At 48.5% G+C, this 17,339-nt stretch carries 16 protein-coding genes; 7 read left to right on the top strand and 9 right to left on the bottom strand.

What is annotated here, in order from left to right; translation table 11 throughout:
- Window positions 1-154 precede the first annotated feature (154 nt).
- On the top strand, window positions 155-985 hold the full coding sequence (locus tag ACJJIM_RS01000; RefSeq protein WP_413664407.1) for a sterol desaturase family protein: 831 nt from the start codon (window positions 155-157) through the stop codon (window positions 983-985).
- Window positions 986-1,053: 68 nt separating this feature from the next.
- Here the strand turns inward: ACJJIM_RS01000 and ACJJIM_RS00995 are convergent, their stop codons facing one another.
- A complete protein-coding gene (locus ACJJIM_RS00995; RefSeq protein ID WP_282934243.1) occupies window positions 1,054-1,458 on the bottom strand; it encodes a DUF4345 family protein in 405 nt (134 codons plus the stop codon).
- Between the two features lie 230 nt (window positions 1,459-1,688).
- Between ACJJIM_RS00995 and ACJJIM_RS00990 the strand changes: the two genes are divergently transcribed.
- A complete protein-coding gene (locus ACJJIM_RS00990) occupies window positions 1,689-2,546 on the top strand; it encodes a peptidylprolyl isomerase (RefSeq protein WP_444912135.1) in 858 nt (285 codons plus the stop codon).
- Window positions 2,546-3,595 carry a HupE/UreJ family protein gene (locus tag ACJJIM_RS00985; RefSeq protein WP_444913379.1) on the top strand — a complete coding sequence of 350 codons (1,050 nt, stop codon included), beginning with the start codon at window positions 2,546-2,548 and terminating at the stop codon, window positions 3,593-3,595. The genes ACJJIM_RS00990 and ACJJIM_RS00985 overlap by 1 nt, the downstream gene beginning before the upstream one ends.
- 53 nt (window positions 3,596-3,648) lie before the next feature.
- Here ACJJIM_RS00985 and ACJJIM_RS00980 read toward each other — a convergent pair whose 3' ends face one another.
- A complete protein-coding gene (locus ACJJIM_RS00980; protein WP_444912134.1) occupies window positions 3,649-4,125 on the bottom strand; it encodes an Lrp/AsnC family transcriptional regulator in 477 nt (158 codons plus the stop codon).
- A gap of 139 nt (window positions 4,126-4,264) precedes the next feature.
- Window positions 4,265-5,464 (bottom strand): pyridoxal phosphate-dependent aminotransferase, encoded by a 1,200-nt coding sequence (locus ACJJIM_RS00975; RefSeq protein ID WP_444912133.1) that lies wholly within the window; start codon window positions 5,462-5,464, stop codon window positions 4,265-4,267.
- A 583-nt stretch (window positions 5,465-6,047) separates the two neighbouring features.
- Between ACJJIM_RS00975 and ACJJIM_RS00970 the strand changes: the two genes are divergently transcribed.
- Complete coding sequence (locus ACJJIM_RS00970) at window positions 6,048-6,986, top strand: S41 family peptidase (protein WP_444912132.1); 939 nt, start codon at window positions 6,048-6,050, stop codon at window positions 6,984-6,986.
- Between the two features lie 269 nt (window positions 6,987-7,255).
- Window positions 7,256-7,888, top strand: coding sequence for a 2OG-Fe dioxygenase family protein (locus ACJJIM_RS00965; RefSeq protein WP_444912131.1), 633 nt, complete (start codon window positions 7,256-7,258; stop codon window positions 7,886-7,888).
- Window positions 7,889-8,398: 510 nt separating this feature from the next.
- Here the strand turns inward: ACJJIM_RS00965 and ACJJIM_RS00960 are convergent.
- From ACJJIM_RS00960 to ACJJIM_RS00950, 3 genes are all read right to left on the bottom strand, one after another.
- On the bottom strand, window positions 8,399-9,157 hold the full coding sequence (locus ACJJIM_RS00960; protein WP_444912130.1) for a hypothetical protein: 759 nt from the start codon (window positions 9,155-9,157) through the stop codon (window positions 8,399-8,401).
- 34 nt (window positions 9,158-9,191) lie between these two features.
- The gene (locus ACJJIM_RS00955) at window positions 9,192-9,632 is read right to left on the bottom strand and encodes a YqaA family protein (protein ID WP_444912129.1); all 441 of its coding nucleotides are present in this window, start codon (window positions 9,630-9,632) and stop codon (window positions 9,192-9,194) included.
- A gap of 191 nt (window positions 9,633-9,823) precedes the next feature.
- Complete coding sequence (locus ACJJIM_RS00950) at window positions 9,824-10,297, bottom strand: hypothetical protein (protein WP_444912128.1); 474 nt, start codon at window positions 10,295-10,297, stop codon at window positions 9,824-9,826.
- A 139-nt stretch (window positions 10,298-10,436) separates the two neighbouring features.
- On the opposite strand from ACJJIM_RS00950, the gene ACJJIM_RS00945 reads away from it, so the two are divergent.
- Window positions 10,437-10,637, top strand: a complete 201-nt coding sequence (locus tag ACJJIM_RS00945) for a CPXCG motif-containing cysteine-rich protein (RefSeq protein WP_108731804.1) — start codon at window positions 10,437-10,439, stop codon at window positions 10,635-10,637.
- A 21-nt stretch (window positions 10,638-10,658) separates the two neighbouring features.
- Here the strand turns inward: ACJJIM_RS00945 and ACJJIM_RS00940 are convergent, their stop codons facing one another.
- The 3 genes from ACJJIM_RS00940 to ACJJIM_RS00930 are packed head-to-tail and all read right to left on the bottom strand — an operon-like array spanning window position 10,659 to window position 14,043.
- On the bottom strand, window positions 10,659-12,134 hold the full coding sequence (locus ACJJIM_RS00940) for a cryptochrome/photolyase family protein (RefSeq protein ID WP_444912127.1): 1,476 nt from the start codon (window positions 12,132-12,134) through the stop codon (window positions 10,659-10,661).
- On the bottom strand, window positions 12,131-13,072 hold the full coding sequence (locus ACJJIM_RS00935; protein ID WP_444912126.1) for a MerR family transcriptional regulator: 942 nt from the start codon (window positions 13,070-13,072) through the stop codon (window positions 12,131-12,133). Before ACJJIM_RS00935 ends, ACJJIM_RS00940 begins: the two co-directional genes overlap by 4 nt.
- An 8-nt stretch (window positions 13,073-13,080) precedes the next feature.
- The gene (locus tag ACJJIM_RS00930) at window positions 13,081-14,043 is read right to left on the bottom strand and encodes a YbgA family protein (protein ID WP_108731802.1); all 963 of its coding nucleotides are present in this window, start codon (window positions 14,041-14,043) and stop codon (window positions 13,081-13,083) included.
- Window positions 14,044-14,285: 242 nt separating this feature from the next.
- On the opposite strand from ACJJIM_RS00930, the gene ydiJ reads away from it, so the two are divergent.
- Complete coding sequence (ydiJ, locus tag ACJJIM_RS00925) at window positions 14,286-17,321, top strand: D-2-hydroxyglutarate dehydrogenase YdiJ (protein ID WP_444912125.1); 3,036 nt, start codon at window positions 14,286-14,288, stop codon at window positions 17,319-17,321.
- Window positions 17,322-17,339 lie beyond the last annotated feature (18 nt).

Below are 17,339 nucleotides of genomic sequence, written 5' to 3'. Positions count from 1 at the left end.
CAGCATTTTTTCATATTCCGTAAGCCCGCAAAGTAAAAGGCTCCCAGACTGGGAGCGCGGTGAAAGCGATTTTCCCGCTGCGTGCCCGGCTCACCGAGACCCGATTTAACACCGGTGAGTCTCCCTTCAATAGAAGAATAATGATGGTGAGAATATGGATTTTTTAGTCGACATATCCCAGGACGGAGCCAAACATTTCCAGTTGAGTTTATTTCGCTATGTGCTGGCCGCTTCAGTAATGAGTATTTTGGCCGGCTGGCTGTTTCGCACCTGGATGAACCGGCGCCGTATCCAAAAGCGTCGTGCCGAGTGGAAAGATATTCGGCGGGAGGTGAGTTATTCACTATTAACGGTGTGTATCTTTACCCTGGTAGGGATTATTACCACCATGATGCACGATCTGGGACTGACCAAATTTTACTGGCAGTGGAGCGATTATCCACTCTGGTGGAGTATTGCCAGCCTGCCAGTAGTGATTTTGATCCACGACGCTTATTTTTACTGGACCCACCGAGGTATGCACCATCCCAAGGTGTTTAAACACTTCCACCGCCTACACCATCAGTCCAGAACACCCACGCCCTGGACGGCATACAGTTTTTCCGTAGGTGAAGCGGTCCTGATGGGCGCTTTCTCTCCCCTGATAGCCCTGATACTGCCACTTAATCCAACTATTTGGTTCACCTTTTTATTTATCAGCATCTTCCGCAACGCCATGCTGCACACTGGCCGCGAGTTCCACCCCCGCAGCTGGGTCGACGGCCCTATGGACAGGCTCACAACCACGACTCACCACGACTTGCACCACCAGCGCTTCCAGGGTAACTACGGCTTTTACTTCACTTGGTGGGATCGCTGGATGGGCACAGAATTTAAGGACTACAAGCAAGTCTTCCGGCAAGCAGTGGATGGGCAATTACACGGGGGAGAAAAAGAGGTGGAAATAGACAACAGCGCAGCAGAAGGCGCAAAAGCTCACGCTTAACCCACTCAAATCACTTAAATGGGCGCCGGGGTTCTCCCGGCTCCTTTCTACTAGCCGTAACAACCGTGTTAATGGCCATGCTGCAAAGGCAACCAGCGGGATTCTCGGTAACAGTAAAGTCCCCAGATCACAAAGACGACTTCGATAGCAAAAAGCACTAAATTGCGCTGATCAAAACCACTGATAAATAACATTCCGTAGAGGCGCCCAAGAGCGAAGCCGATATAGGCGATAGACATCGCAGCGTAAGCAACCCTGCGGTGCGGGCGCATAGCCAAAGCCACCAGTAGAATCACCGCAATGGCCAACATAAACCCGCCATAAGTGGCCATAAACTCGGGCATGGCTTCGGGGGTATCAAATGAAAAATCCACTTCATTCGCAAGGCTCTGCGGTTTAAACAGGGCCCAGAGGCCAATAGAAGCAAAAACCAATAGATTGAGTGTCAAATAGACTCTTCCCAAATATTTCAATCGATTCTCCCCTCTAATTTCTGTTACTCACCCCTATACAAGGGGAACACCGCTTTGGAGTACTGTCACAGTATATATGAGCCACACCCCGCCATACGCCGGAACAATTCACCAATTTGGTACAAAGCGATGGATTTATCAATATTTTCTTACTGGCAAACTGAGAATGTCTTTCCATAATTAGAATCCACAGCGCAACTCCGACCCACTCCAAAATAAGGGCCGCGCTTTTGAATACCACCACCTTCCTCAAGTCATTGGCGAAAGAGCCCCTGCTGTATTTTATTTCGATCGCCCTAATCCTATTGGGATTGGGAGAAATCCTGGAACCGCCTGCACAAGAGATTGTTATCAGCGAGGGGCGCGTCGAACATCTACGTTCGGTGTTTGAGCGCAAGTGGCACAGGTACCCCACCGATAGCGAGCTGGAGCAACTTATTGAGAATTACCTAAGAGAGGAAATACTTTACAGGGAAGCGCTTGCCCTGGGATTAGCCGAGAACGATACGGTAATCCGCCGCCGCCTACGAATGAAAATGGAACTTACGGCGCGTAATTTCGCTGACACTCAAGACCCTGGCGATCGAGTATTGGAGAAATTCCTTCAAGGTCAGGCTGATAAATACCAGAATCCCCCCACCCTATCTTTCCAACAACGATTTTTCTCAGTGAATCTGGCCTCATCAGATTCACGTGATTTTAACGACTTACTCATGCAGCTAAACAGCGGTCAGGCTTTCCCAATGATTGGAGACTCAACCCTACTGCCAGCTGCTTTTATCGACACTTCAAAGCCACGAATAGACAGGCAATTTGGGCTGGGATTTTCCGCTCAATTGTCCAAGCTGCCGGTTGGCGAGTGGAGTGGTCCAGTCCGCTCGACCTTCGGCGATCACCTGGTCCTCCTTGAGGAAATCAAGTCCACCCAGCTACCGGCATTGGCTGAAATACGCAGCCGCGTACTAAATGATTGGCAATCCCAGGCGCAAAAGAAGGTTCTGCAGGAGCAATATCTCCAGTACCGTAAAAACTACGAAGTTATTGTCCATAAGCCGGATAACTTCTCAGCGGAGGTTGCCGTCAAGTGATGCACATACGGCCACTCCTGTTCATTCTGCTCCTCAGCTTTACTCCAATACTATCTGCCCACGAACTGCGCCCGGCTTACCTGGGCATTACTCAAGTTGATGCGCAATTATTTAAAGTACTTTGGCGATTGCCCGCACAAGGCGATCTTCGCCTCGCTCTGAATGTCCATTTGGGCCAAGCTGCCTCCCCCCTAAGCCAACCCAGAGCGCAAATAAGTAAGGGCTACTACACAGAGCACTGGACCTTCCATCACCCCGGGGAGCTACAACAGCTGTCGATTCATATCGATGGCCTACAGAGCACTATGACCGATGCGCTAGTGCGGATCTCCTGGTTAGATGGGCGTGAGCAAGTTATCCGACTGACACCAGACCAGCCAGAATGGACCCTTGACCAACCCGCCAGCGAGTTCCAAGTCGCCCAAACTTACTTTGTGCTGGGCGTTGAACATATTCTTCTCGGTGTCGATCACTTGCTGTTCGTTTTGGCCCTGATCTTACTCAAACAAAGCCTTCGCCAGCTGATCGGCACTATCACTGCTTTCACTATCGCCCACAGTATTACCTTGGCAGCTGCCGTACTGGGCTATATCCATCTGCCGTCGGCGCCAGTGGAGGCGATTATCGCCCTCAGTATTTTACTGGCAGCCAGAGAAGCTGTACGCCAGGGGCATGGTGTTTTCAGTTTGACCAGTCGCTATCCATGGGCAATTGCCTTTGCTTTTGGACTTTTACACGGTTTGGGTTTTGCCGGTGTACTGGGGGAAATTGGGCTTCCCCAGGGGGCTATTCCCCAGGCATTACTGACTTTTAATCTCGGTGTGGAAGTGGGGCAATTAGTATTTATCACTGCTGTTCTTACAGCAATCAACTTGTATCAAAAGCTCCTTAAACTCTGGCTACGGTATGCCATTCGGAACCGCGAACAATACTCTTTCGGGGAGGGTGGAGGTAGCGGAATACCAGTCGCTACGGTGGTCGCGTATACGCTGGGGGGCATTGCCTGCTACTGGGTGATTGAGCGCAGCCTGCATATTGTTTTCCCATAACAGAGAACATTAACCGGCGCCCTGCAAATCACGGGCACCGGTTAATTTAAGGCTCAGTCCTGAAACAAGAGTTCCAGTGGGTAGCCGGTAAAAGGCTTGGTTTTCTCAATCACCAAATGAGAAGTCATACGGGAAATCGCCGCCTCTTCATTGGCCAACAACTGCTCTGAGACTCGATTAAAATCTGCTGCGTCTGGGCAGACGAAATGCAGCATATAGTCGAACTCACCAGACATTTTCACACAGGAAACAATCTGTGGAATATCGTTAATAATGCGGCGAAAGTTCTCACTGGTACGGGCATCCTGCCGCTTAAGCGCAACGTTTACATAAAACTCTGCATGCCGAACTTTATCCAAGTTTATCTCGGCAAAGAACTCGCGGATATAGCGCTCACTGGTCAGGCGTTTAACCCGGGCCAGACAGGCACTTTCCGATAATCCAATTTTTTCACTCAAATTCAGGTTACTTGTACGTGCGTTTGATTGCAGGGCCTGCAAAATACGCAAATTATGCCGGTCAATTTTCACGGAGCTATTTTCTTTTGAATCTGAAAGGGGGCAAGGATAGCGGTATTCGCCGGTGGCATAAACATTACAGCCGCCGGCATGGGAAACTTGTCATCACTTCAAAGGCGAATTTGGCGACAACCAGCCTCCCGGCAAAGGCCTAACCGGCCTGGCGGTTACCACTGGTGACGAACTGTTCAATGCGATCCAAGGCCCGCGACAACTCGGCCTCATCAGCCGCCAGGGTGAGGCGAACATGATTCACTGAACTGCTACCAAAGGGCGCGCCAGGCAGTACCGAGACCCGCTCAGCAACCAAAAGGGCTTCAGCGAAGGTTTGCCCGGAGCTGGATACCTTGGAGACATCCACCATTACAAACATCCCAGCCTCAGGGCTGTAGCAACTCAAGCCTGGTATCTGGCCAATCCTCTCAACAATCAGGTCTCGACGCTGCTGATAGGCATCCCGCATCTGCTTGACGAAGTAGCTATCAAACTCCAGGGCAAAGGCTGCAGCCTCCTGGATGAACTGAGGGCATCCAAAAATTGTCGCCCCTGCAAAAGCAATCAAACGATCTACCAGGGGACCACGAGCCACTGCCCACCCCAGGCGCCAGCCACTCATGGCGTGGGATTTGGACAAGCCATCAACCACAACAATATTATCCAGCGACTCCGCTGCCGTACGCAGAGAGGTGTGGCGGCGGGCAAAGGTGATCATTGAATAAACTTCATCACACACCAGCCAAATATTGCGCTCGCGGCAGTATGCCGCCAACTCGCGCAATTGTTCAGGGGTAGCCATCGCGCCAGTCGGGTTTACCGGCGTATTGATCATAACGACCTTGGTCTGCTCACTGATGGAGGCCTTGATAGCGTCGACATCAAAAGCGAAATTGGTCTCCGCCGGGCAAGTCACTCGCTTTACGGAGAGGCGCAAGGCATCACAAATGGGGACATAGCCGATATACATCGGCTCGGGAATTACAATCTCCTCACCGGGGTTTAGCAGGCAGGCAAGTACTGCGTAGATCGCGTTGGTTCCACCGGGGAAAACAACAACATCATCCGGATTACAGGGGTGGGGAGAGACCTTGCTCTCGATATCCGCGATAGCCCTGCGCAACATTGGCTCCCCGGCCGCAGGGGAATAGTGGGTGCGCCCCACTCCCAGGCGAGCGCGGGCAAAGTCGAGGATCGGCTCGGGGGTGTCAAAGTTGGGATCACCTACACAGAGAAAGATGACATCCTCCCCTTTATTGGCGAGATCGTGAGCCCGGTCGCTCACAGCCCAAACATTGGCGTCCTCACCATTCAAAGCCTCACTTTGCAAGCTGAACCTGGGGGTAAAATTTGTCACGTTTTTCACTATTTAGCAGCCATTTATAGGGGCTAAGGTAACAACCATCTGGGTAATCGGTGCCGCTATATGACCGTCAATTTCGCATTAGAGGGAGCTTTTCTCAGGTATTCCCGCAGATAATGCGGGGGCCAGTGTGTTCACGTGGATCGCGACTAAAAATAGATTTTTAGTCTCAGTTATTCAGGACGATCCTGGCGCCCCAGAGAGAGCGAGTAATGAGTAAAACTTAAGCAAGGTATCACCCCATCCCACTGCAATTGAACACTATTAAACGGAGCCAGGAAAACCCCAGGGCTATGTACAAAGCTTCATTACGATATTCTTTTTTGACGTCCCGTCCGCTCCCCATGCCCCTTTCACCTGACTCGCAGCAATCTCCCTCAAGTTTTCGCTGTATTTAGATTAACTTTAATCTTCAAAGATGGAGGGCAAACTCCAATCCCGGTATAGGTGCGAAACTGGCCCCTTAGCGCCTCTGGATATACTTAGTGTTAACCAGCTTTGATCTTCCGAAACTATCTATTACGGCTTGATTGCGTATTATCGTTAACACCTAAAAACCAATAAGTAAATTTTAATCATGGATAAGATGAAACAATTACTAACCTTACTTTTGCTCTCCTGTTCACTTACGGCAATCGGCACTGAAATTTCTCAGGAAAGGAAGTTGGAGCTTATTAATTCTATCGAGAAAAAGATTGCCTCCAACTATGTCCTGCAAGAAAACCTGGAAGCTATTCACTCTTCATTAAATAAAGTTGCAGAGTCAGAGGCATTCAGACAAGCCACTGACACAGAGTCAGTGGCTGGAATTATTAAATCCGCCTTAACAAAGCATGATAAACACTTTGGCGTAATCTGGGATGATCCAGAATCTCCCCAACAGCAGCCGAAACACGAGGATTGGTTTAGTAAGCTCAGTAGAAAAAATTCTGGATTTACCCGAGTCGAAGTTTTAGAGGGTAACATCGGCTATATTGATTTCTGGGGGTTTGACCATGTTAACGAGGAGTCCCAAGGTCGAGTGGCTGCAGCTATGGCATTAATCCAAGATGCTAGCGCTATTATTTTTGACCTGAGAAAGAATGGTGGTGGTAATGGCTTTATGGGCGGCCTTATCAGCGGTTATCTTTTTGATAAACCCACCCACCTCAATAGCATCCACTGGAAGCCCGCGGGCAATGTTACAGAGATATGGAGTCAGGAAAAGGTTCAGGGTAAAAAGGTAGCAGACACCCCGGTATATATATTAACCAGTAGCGATACCTTCTCAGCAGCAGAGGCCTTTGCGTACTATTTAAAGCACCTGGACCGTGCAACCATTATTGGAGAGGCTACCAAAGGTGGGGCAAATCCCTGGCAGTACTTCCCCCTTGGGAATGGCTTTAAAATAGCAATCCCTATCGCCAAGGCAGTCAATCCGATTACCAAAACTAACTGGGAGGGGACTGGTGTAAAACCAGATATCGAGACATCCCGGGAGAAAGCATTTTCAACAGCCTATAGGCTCGCCTTATAAGAGGCCAAAATCTCTACTGCACACCCGGAACATTTAAAAGAAATCCAGCAAAAGCTACAAAATTTCGTTAGCCTTTAAATTACCTCACCCTCCTTACAATAAGTATTCAGTCTATTAAATCAGGAGGGAGGCCTAGCCATTAGCTTCCCTTCCCAGATTAATTTAATATCTTACAAACAAAAAACGGCGTTTAAAAATTTTGAAGAACAGTCATTCACATTAAAATCCTAATGTAAACCTCATCTTATTCGTATTATGAGGCAAGTCAGATGTTTCAGTTTACCCAAATTCGCAGACATATCCCTGAGGATCTTGAGGACAGCTTTGCTCGACTCCCTCCAGATGAATATTTAAAATCCCAATATTCATATCGTTATCGAACATATTGCTCAGGATTATATCGTGGCAACTCAATCGAATGGAACTCTAGTACCATTTTCATGCAAAGTAAAACGATTAACAAATACCTCGGGGATATAGAGCGTCACTACCCCGCACTGGAACCAAGTGCTAGAATATTTTCGCAGAGCATTGTAAGGCACCTAGTATCCAGCCAATATATACCGGCAAACGAGTATCAGGTCGGATGCCACCAGATAAGAGTTCGTGCTACAGATGAATTCAACGCTTATCCCACCCCTGAAGGTTTTCACCAAGATGGGTTTGACTATGTAGCGATTAATTGTATTAATAGGAATAATGTCAATGGAGGCGAGTCATTCATCAGCAACTTGGATGAAAATGAAATTATATTTCATGGCACACTAACCCCAGGAAAAGCTTTAGTTTTGAACGACAGGTCACTCAAACACTACGTAAGCCCCATCACCCCTCTTTTTCCAGGGGAGGCTGTTAGAGATGTTGTGGTAATTACATTACACAGCAATACAATCAATATATAAAAATATGAAGTTTACCCAATCTAGATCACAGGGAATTATTTTTAGATCCAAAAGACTGGCCATCCAAATCAGTCTACCTTTATCTCTATACCTAACACTAGCTTATATATTTAAAGCCCCACAAGAAACGGAAGTCCTAGAAATATATTTAGTAGGATTATGTTTAATCCCAGTGCTGACCACACTCTGGCTATTAATATTTAACTCAGGAAAAGGAAAGGTAGACGAGTATAGCCTTGAGTTCACGAATAGTCACATCATCTATAGATCACTCTATGGCAATATAATCATTCCAATGTCAGATAAACTTTCAATTAAAACACACGGCAAACCACCTAACTCCATTTCCATAACGGGACACAACCACTCAGCCCATGTTGATTTAAATCTATTTTCATCACAACAGAGAAAGGAAATTCTTAAACAATGTCATTTTCTAAAAAATAACTGTCAAGATTAACCTTAGATACCACCACCTTCACTGTCTAGAGCCATAACTGCATAAACTCATTAAGGCTCACACTTCTCAATTACAAGAAGTTGATTTTTATCATACAATCTGGAGTTAGCTCTCAGATGGTTAGCATACCCTATCAATTCACCTAGAGCATTAACAAAAACCCTTTTGACTTTTAGATTTACATTTTTATAGTCATCAACAGATTGGAAAGCCCCACTTTCAAAATCAACAAAAGCTCTCTTTAAGTCTGAACTTGAAATACTCTGGGCCATTCGTACCCCTGAGAGAGTTACAATATAGGTACCTTCATCATACTGGCCAATATATAGGGAGCTACATTTCATGGCCCCATTCTCTATATCGTAAAATCCCTCCTCCATATCTAAAAACTGTTTGTAATCACCAAGAATTGTTTTAACCTCATTACAAATATTTTGATCTATCAGAGGCAATAAATCTAATTCTTTCTTATCAACCCCTTGTGTAACAAGCCCATACTCAATTACTGAGCAAAACTTCGCAACCTCTTCTTTATGGATTAAAGACAGCTCTCCATCATCCCCCACTTGAATAGAAAAGGAAAAACTAAACTGATTTAGAAAATCCACTTTCGACAGGAAATGGGAGTTTCCTTGGAACGAGGTTAACCAAGTGCCAAATGCATTAGGATACTCAACCAAGTAGATGCCCGGTTCCACTTCTGCCAAATCAAGTATAAAGCTACAATCGATTGGCTGCCGCTCTGAAGGAGAGCCTGACTTCATTTTAAATATATCTTTTCTTCGTACTTCAAATTTTTGTGAGAACACTCAAATAAATTCTCTTATTAACTTAATGTCCGCATCAAGATGCTTGCAAGACCATATAGCAAATCACCAGATAGCGTAGACATTTACCCATGGCAACCAACAACAAAAACCAAACCAAGCGAATTCTTAGAATACCAGCCATTACAGTAAGGGGATCACCAATAATAGGCACCCAGGAAAAAAACAGGGAGAATACCCCATATTTTTTAAATCTCTGTTCAGCCTTTACAAATTCCTCTTCAGACATTCTCAACCATTTCTTGATCATGCCCAAGCTGGCCCAGTAGCCTAATGCATAATTGAGAAGAGAGCCCGCTACATTCCCAGTAGTGGCGACTATTATCAGGGCCCAAGGGGAGAGCCCCTGGAGTAATAGACCAGTCATTACAATTTCTGAGCTTAGCGGCAGAATGGTCGCTGCCAGGAATGCTGATACGAAAAGCCCCAAAAATCCAAACTCAAGAAAGTACCCCATAATGACGACTCATACCTAGCTAAACTCGGCATTCCTTCTATCTATACTTATAATTGTGCCACTATAATCGAAAAAAGGGGGACATCCCAACCCCCCCCTCATCAGTGTTAGCGATACTAGCCACAAGCCTCTACTTTTTATATTCACCCTTGTTAACACATTTTAGAATTCATAACCTTACACAGACTTACTTAGGCCCAAGTACAGACCCGCTCATCCGAAGTCGAAATCAGTGTCCACCCCATAATCCTCCAGCCACCTTCTAGTTTTGCTATCGACAAGATATTGCAGGCAGCTTTCCTACTCCTTTCTTTTGATTTGGATCGCTGAAAAACAACAAGCGATGTTGCTGAACCATCTTCTGAAACATAAATTTTCTCTATATATAATCCGGAAAATGGATATGTCTCTAGATCCATAGTTTTACGCAGCTGGCCGATAATTACGGGGATTAAATCGGGATGACTAGACAACCCCGGCTGCTCACCGATAAAAAATAAAGGGGATTGAGCAAAGTACTTCTTCAAACTACTCGGCGGAGATGAACTATTAAATGTGCTGTAAAAATTTTTAATAAGATCAGAGACTTCACTGCGCGAGCTTGCATAAATCTCAGATGAAAAGATAATAAATACGACAAGCAACAGCGCCATAGCAATTTTCATGGCTACCACTTCCTATTTTAAGGAGTTTCTGAGTAACTCTGCAATTAGAGGGGAGTGACTAAAGGTTGAAGTATAGTTATGCTATTAATTCGCATGGACTAAAGAAGGGAATCTGACAATCACCAGACGGAGTTATTCTGTGCCAGAGGTAATAGTGGAGAGAAGTATTTACTGCCCTTATTGTGGTGAAATCATAAAAATACTGGTTGATTCATCAGTTTTGCCTCAACAGTACACTGAGGACTGCCAAGTTTGCTGTAGACCTATCGTTTTCTTTGTGGAACTCGATTTAAATGGCGAGCTATCTATCGTGGCTCATACTGAGGATGAAGCGTTCTAAGTCGCATTGTCGCACTCAAATTCACTTCAAATTGGCAAAAACTTCAATCGCTCGCTTCCGTCCAGCCCCCACATCGCAAATCACTTGAGGATAGCCTTGAGTCGGCGGTGGATCGTGTATGGCTTTGTCGCTCAGCTCCTTTAGCTCAGGTATAAACTTGCGGATAAAATCTCCATTGGGATCAAAACGTTGCGACTGACTATAAGGATTAAATACACGGAAATAGGGTGCAGCATCAGTACCCGTGGAGGCAGTCCACTGCCAGCCCCCATTGTTGGAAGCAAAGTCTGCATCAATTAAGCGCTGCATAAAGTAGCGCTCACCCCAGCGCCAATCTATCAGCATATTTTTACTGAGAAATGAAGCTACTATCATACGCAATCGATTATGCATCCAGGCAGTCTCATTTAACTGTCGCATCGCTGCATCAACTATCGGAACCCCAGTCTCCCCCAAAGTCCAACGCTCAAACTGATCCTTATTGTAGGACCAGGGGATTTGGTCAGTTTCCTGCTTGAATGGCCTCCCTTTACTCAGACGGGGAAAGTCCACCAACAAATGGGTATAAAACTCCCGCCAGATTAATTCGCTAATCCAACAGGCCGCCCCATCATCTCCACCCAGCCAACGCCCCTCATTCATATCCAACGCCATTGCTATACATTGGCGAATCGAAACAGCACCACTATTTAGGTAGGGGGATAAGCAGGAGGTACTATCAAGTGCTGGAAAGTCTCTCTCTGCCTGATAAGCAGATATTTTTCCACCGAACTTCTTGAGCCGTTTCAGTGCCGCCTTTTCTCCTGCTTGCCAACCTTTAATCAGGCCTGCATCGTCGATCTTATCTATCGAGTATGTCGACAGTTGCGTTGGAATCTTTTGGCTCAATTTCTGCCCTTCAGATAAAGAAAGCCACTTTGGCCAATGTGCTTCATTTTCCCGGGTAGAAATTTTCCGAGGCTTAGGCAAGGTTTTTACTTCACTATCGGCACACAATTGAATCAGTGCACGCTTGAAGGGGGTAAACACCTTGTAGGGTTCCCCTCCGCCGGTTCTTACTGCTCCCGGTGGAAGCAGGGTGCGGTCACTATAGAATTGAACCTGAACCCCCTCATTTGTCAGTAAATCTTTTACTGCATTATCACGGCGCAACTCATTGAGTGGATATTCAGCATTCGCATAGAGTGCATTGATATTCAGGCGCTCAACTATTTGCTGAAGAACCCCTGGAACCTGAGCAAAAGTAGGAACTTCAACGAAGTACAGCGGTATATTGCGCTCCTCTAATCCATCTTGTAATTCACGCAAACAGGCGATACGAAAAGTCACCAGCGGATTGCCTTCATCCTGGCTCTGCCAGGTATCCGGACAGGCAATAAATACAGCAGCCACCTCCTTACATTGCACACTGGCTTGGTAAAGTGCTGAATTATCATTGAGGCGTAAGTCACTGCGTAGCCATACCAGGCCACGCGGCAAAGTCACTGGGCGACTCATAGCTTTAAAGACTCCCGCAATTGTGTAACTGCACTCTCTGTATTTCCGGCAAGTACTTTTGTTAAAGGGAGTCGGTTCAGTTCAGTCAAAGCCAAACGCTGCACCTCAATAAAATCACCCGCAAGCCACAGAGGATCAGTCATCCCCTGAACAGCACTTGGTAGCTCACGTTCAAGAATATTTTTCGGCATAGCCTTGTGGCTATAGCAAAGCACTCCCTGAGCACCCAGTTTTTTGACTGTACTTCCCAGCTCCAATAATCCCGCAGGATAAGCCAGGGTAACGACCTCTATTCCTGCGGCAAGGAGTACCGCAATAAACATCTGTATAAATGCCTGTTGGCCCTGAAAGCCAATTTCCAGTAAAAGAATACGGGGCTTCGCCTGGGACTTGTCTTTGTCCAGGTTTTTCCTGGCCATACCATTAGTCAGAAGTAGCTGTTCATTTAACAGAGGCCAGAAAAATGTCTGCGCTCCATGGGCTTCAGGTAGGCGAAATCGCTCAAGCCGCACATGCAAAGGTTTCAGCCAATGCTCCAACAGCAAAGCTGCAGGGAATGAGGAAAACCACTGATCGAGACGGCGGCGCAGCTGGGGTTCTGCAAAGTCTCTGAGAAGACTGGAGGTTTCATCCAGCATCGCCTGCCAATTGTTTTTTCCATCGCCTGCAGTCGCTGGCACCCCTAAATTGTCCTGCTCTCGCGCCAACAGGTCTCGCACTTGACCAATGGAAACGCCCCTGGCTAGGCATTGCAGGACCTTTTCAATCTGCTCGACTTCCTCTTCACTATAAAGTCGATGCCCTTTGCTGGTGCGCATGGGTTTTAGTAAACCATAGCGGCGCTCCCAGGCCCGTAAGGTCACGGGATGCACCCCTGTCCTCCGAGCTATCTCACGAATCGGAAAATAGTTTTTTTCAACAACTTCTGGGTCGGACATGACGCTCATTATCGAAATTCACACAAACCCAACTCTGCCGGCTCGGCAGCGAGTAAGACCTGACTGTGGATAAAGTGGTGTGGGCTTCTCGGCAAGTAATGACGGAGCATAGTAAGCACCGCCGAAATCGGTTTATGCCCTTGCCGGTACTCCTCGATAAGCTGGGCTAATTCAGCCCGCTCTTCCCGGCTTAAATAGCCCTTTAAATGCCCCTGGCTGTGCATCAGTGCATTGGTTCGATCCTTGCGCGATGCATGTTGGGAGAGAATATCCATAATCCGCCCACGAATTTCATAAGCGAACTCTTCGGGGGTCACCGCACGAGAGTTGGAAACAAACTGACCCAAGGCACGGGTCAGAGGCTGGCTATGGGCTAGCAAGAGGTACTTATAAGCGGTGTAAAACTCAATAACTTTAGCGGGTCGAGGATCCGGCGATACATAGCGATGCCAGGCATCGTAAGCAAATACTCGGGTTAAAAAGTTCTCGCGAATATCGCTGGCATTCAGTCGCCCTACTTCCTCCATAGGGAGGTGGGGGAAATTCTCTCTCACACGCGCAGCAAATAGACCTGCCGAATGCGCCAGTACACCGCGACCATCTTCTTTGTAATGGGGGGTAGTACGCACACCGCAGCTGGGAGACTTTTGCATCAGGATAAAACCGCGCAACTGCTCAACCTCCGGGCTTATCTCATCTGCGTAAGCCTCAAGGTCCTCTGTCACATCGATATTGGTGTCATCGCGCCCAACTGCACGCAGGCGATCACTGACAATCAGGTGAATTGGTGGGCGGGGCACTCCCAAGCCTATTGCCACTTCCGGGCAGTAAGCTTGCAGATCAAAGCAATTACCCAGCAGCTGAGTGCAGACTTTGCTGTGCTTATGGCTACCGTTATATCGAACGGGATCACCCACGGCACAGCGGCTGATACCAACGGGAATCTTATGCGGCAGGAATTGAATATTCATAGTCACAAAGTGTGCAGGTAATGGCCTACCTTTTTTATAGCCTGTCACTAAAACTTATACAAGATCTGCTCTTGTATAAGTTTTTGGAAGTCTCTTGCAAGGTAACCGTGGCTTGCGCAAATACAAACCAAAGCTACAATGCAAAGCCGCGTTCATTCCGAGTTTTAGCGCTGCGCGCACTCTTATCGCCAGTCCCCGGTCTGCGATGCGGCCCATACCTCCCGGAAAGTACGGATTAGCTCATGATTCCAGCATTGCGCGAAGTCGACGAGGTTCAGGCGCTCTATTTGCAGTTCTTGCAGGAACTGAAGGACGCAGGTTTCCGTGGCGATACCACCCCCAGTTATGCCAGCCGCACGGTCCTGGCTACCGATAATTCGATATACCAGGTCCTCCCCCAGGCCGTTGTTTATCCCCGCGACAGTCGTGACTTGCAGCTGCTCGCCGAGCTGGCTGACAGGGAGGAGTTTCACTCGGTAGTGCTATCCCCCCGTGGCGGTGGTACCGGTACAAACGGCCAGTCCCTGACCGATGGACTGGTTGTAGATATCTCCCGCCATATGAACCAGATCCTCGAAATCAATGTTGAGAAGCGCTGGGTCCGGGTACAGGCCGGTGTGGTCAAAGATCAACTGAATGCAGCACTCAAACCCCACGGCCTCTTTTTTGCTCCGGAGCTTTCCACCAGTAACCGAGCCACCATTGGCGGCATGATCAATACCGATGCCTCAGGCCAGGGTTCATGTGTCTACGGCAAAACCCGCGATCACGTGCTGGAGTTACACACCGTATTATTGGGCGGTGAGATTTGGCACTCGGCCCCGATCGACGATGAGGAGCTGGCACAAGTTAGTGTCGGGGATAAACGCTCTGCACAGGTTCACCAAGTCTGTGATTCTATCGCGCGTACAAAAGCAGAGTTAATCACAGCAAAGTTTCCCAAGCTCAACCGCTGCCTCACCGGCTACGACCTGGCTCATATTCGCGACGACAAAGGCTTTAACCTCAATAGTGTTCTCTGTGGCTCAGAGGGAACCCTGGGTTTTATCGCCGAGGCAAAACTCAACCTGTTGCCAATTCCCAAATGTGTCGCTCTGGTCAATTTAAAGTACGACCATTTTCAAGAGGCGCTACGCGACGCCAAAGACCTGATGCTGGCCGGTCCCATGTCTATCGAGACAGTGGACAGCAAAGTGTTGCAGCTGGCGATGGAAGATATCGTCTGGCACAGCGTCAGTGAATTTTTCCCAGCGGATGATCGCCCGGTCAAGGGCATTAATTTAGTCGAGTACGCCGCCGATAGCGAAGAGGAATTGGAGCAGGCACTAGCCCAATTTACTGCTCATATTGATGAAGCTATTGGCCAGGCAGGTAAAAGTTTCGGTTATTCCATTGCCCGAGGCCACTCCGAGGTCAATCGAATCTGGGCCATGCGCAAACGGGCCGTGGGCTTACTGGGAAATGCCCAGGGAGAAAAACGCCCAATTCCCTTTGTCGAGGACACGGCAGTACCACCGGAAAACCTGGCAGATTTTATCGCTGAGTTCCGCACGGTATTGGATGAGGCCAATCTCGACTACGGTATGTTTGGCCATGTCGATGCGGGCGTGCTGCACGTGCGTCCGGCAATTGATATGAAAGACCCCCGGCAAGCCGCACAAATTCGTCCGATCACCGATCAGGTGGTCGCCCTCACACAGAAATATAAGGGCCTTTTGTGGGGGGAGCATGGGAAAGGTGTCAGGTCTGAATACGCACCGGAATTTTTTGGCGAGCTCTACCCAGAGCTGCAAAAAATCAAAGCCGCCTTCGATCCTCGCAACCAACTCAATCCGGGGAAAATAGCTACTCCCAGTGATGACAGCCAGCTGCTGAAAATTGACGAGGTATCCACCCGAGGCGAGCGGGACCGGCAAATTCCCGCCCAGGTCTGGGAGGGCTATGAGGAAGGTGTGCACTGCAACGGCAATGGTGCTTGCTTTAACTGGAACCCCGACGATGCCATGTGCCCTTCCTACAAGGCCACTCGCAACCGTATTCACTCTCCCAAGGGGCGCGCCTCTTTAATGCGCGAATGGCTGCGATTGCTCAGCGAAAAAAATGTTGATGCGGTCTCCAGTGCCCAGCGCCTGCGGGAACGCTCCTTTTTTGTCGGACTCCCCAAGCGCATTATCAATTCCCTGGCAAAAACCCGTGGCGAGTACGATTTCAATCACGAAGTTAACGAGGCAATGCAAGGCTGCCTGGCCTGTAAATCCTGTGTGGGGCAGTGCCCGATAAAAGTGGATGTGCCGGAGTTTCGCAGCAAATTCCTCGAACTCTACTACAGCCGCTATTTGCGTCCGCTAAAAGATTACGCCGTCGGTGGGCTGGAATTCCTGATGCCACACCTGGCCAAGCTACCTCAGTTATACAACTGGCCACTAAAACTCAAGCCAGTTTCCTTCCTGATGGAGCGCCTGTTCGGCATGGTGGACAGCCCACTGTTATCGGAAAAAACCTTGAAAGCGACTATGGCGGAGCTGGGTGTGCCTGTCGCCAGTGCCGCCTGCCTGGAGTCCTTGGGCCCGGCACAGCGCAGTCGCGCAGTGGTGATAGTGCAGGATGCTTTTACCAGTTACTTTGATGCCCAAGTGGTTGCCGACATCGTGCGCTTGCTAAAGCAGCTCGATTTTGTCCCCATGCTGGCGCCCTACCGCGCCAACGGCAAACCCCTACATGTGCACGGTTTCCTGCGCCAGTTCCAGAGGGTCGCTGAATTAAACAGCCAGATGCTTAACGACCTCGCCGCCAGCGGTATTCCCCTTGTGGGCATCGACCCCTCAATGACCCTGACTTATCGCTCCGAGTATAAAAAGCTGATGGGCGATGAGGCACCCAAGGTCCACTTGTTACAGGAATGGCTGGCTTCCCAGCGGGAGCACCTGGAACAACAGCGCCACCGCATAGCGCCCGCCAACTTCCAGCTTCTGCCCCATTGCAGTGAACAAACCAATGCCACCGCCTCGGTGAAAGACTGGCAAAATGTTTTCACTGCCCTGGGCCTGGAACTCGCTACCGAGAGCCTCGGCTGCTGCGGTATGGCCGGTACCTATGGCCACGAAGCAGATCACAAAGAGACCTCACGAGTCATTTTCCAGCAATCCTGGGCGCCCCGATTGAACAGTGGCGAAAACCAGTTGGCCACCGGCTATTCCTGTCGTTGCCAGGCCAGTCGCTTTGCAGGCGTATCCTTGCGCCATCCGCTACAGGGGCTACTGGCACAACTGGATAAATAGGCATTTACTGACGTAAGA

Source organism: Microbulbifer maximicatervae (SeqCode) (genome assembly GCF_052467615.1).
This window is presented reverse-complemented; position numbering and strand designations above follow the sequence as displayed.

What these genes read in the sequence shown, in the direction of transcription:
- ydiJ (WP_444912125.1), top strand. Translation starts at nt 14,286, where the DNA reads ATGATTCCAGCATTGCGCGAAGTCGACGAGGTTCAGGCGCTCTATTTG.
- ACJJIM_RS01000 (WP_413664407.1), top strand. Translation starts at nt 155, where the DNA reads ATGGATTTTTTAGTCGACATATCCCAGGACGGAGCCAAACATTTCCAG.
- ACJJIM_RS00985 (WP_444913379.1), top strand. Translation starts at nt 2,546, where the DNA reads ATGCACATACGGCCACTCCTGTTCATTCTGCTCCTCAGCTTTACTCCA.
- ACJJIM_RS00970 (WP_444912132.1), top strand. Translation starts at nt 6,048, where the DNA reads ATGGATAAGATGAAACAATTACTAACCTTACTTTTGCTCTCCTGTTCA.
- ACJJIM_RS00940 (WP_444912127.1), bottom strand. Translation starts at nt 12,134, where the DNA reads ATGAGTCGCCCAGTGACTTTGCCGCGTGGCCTGGTATGGCTACGCAGT.
- ACJJIM_RS00955 (WP_444912129.1), bottom strand. Translation starts at nt 9,632, where the DNA reads ATGGGGTACTTTCTTGAGTTTGGATTTTTGGGGCTTTTCGTATCAGCA.
- ACJJIM_RS00950 (WP_444912128.1), bottom strand. Translation starts at nt 10,297, where the DNA reads ATGAAAATTGCTATGGCGCTGTTGCTTGTCGTATTTATTATCTTTTCA.
- ACJJIM_RS00930 (WP_108731802.1), bottom strand. Translation starts at nt 14,043, where the DNA reads ATGAATATTCAATTCCTGCCGCATAAGATTCCCGTTGGTATCAGCCGC.
- ACJJIM_RS00935 (WP_444912126.1), bottom strand. Translation starts at nt 13,072, where the DNA reads ATGTCCGACCCAGAAGTTGTTGAAAAAAACTATTTTCCGATTCGTGAG.
- ACJJIM_RS00965 (WP_444912131.1), top strand. Translation starts at nt 7,256, where the DNA reads ATGTTTCAGTTTACCCAAATTCGCAGACATATCCCTGAGGATCTTGAG.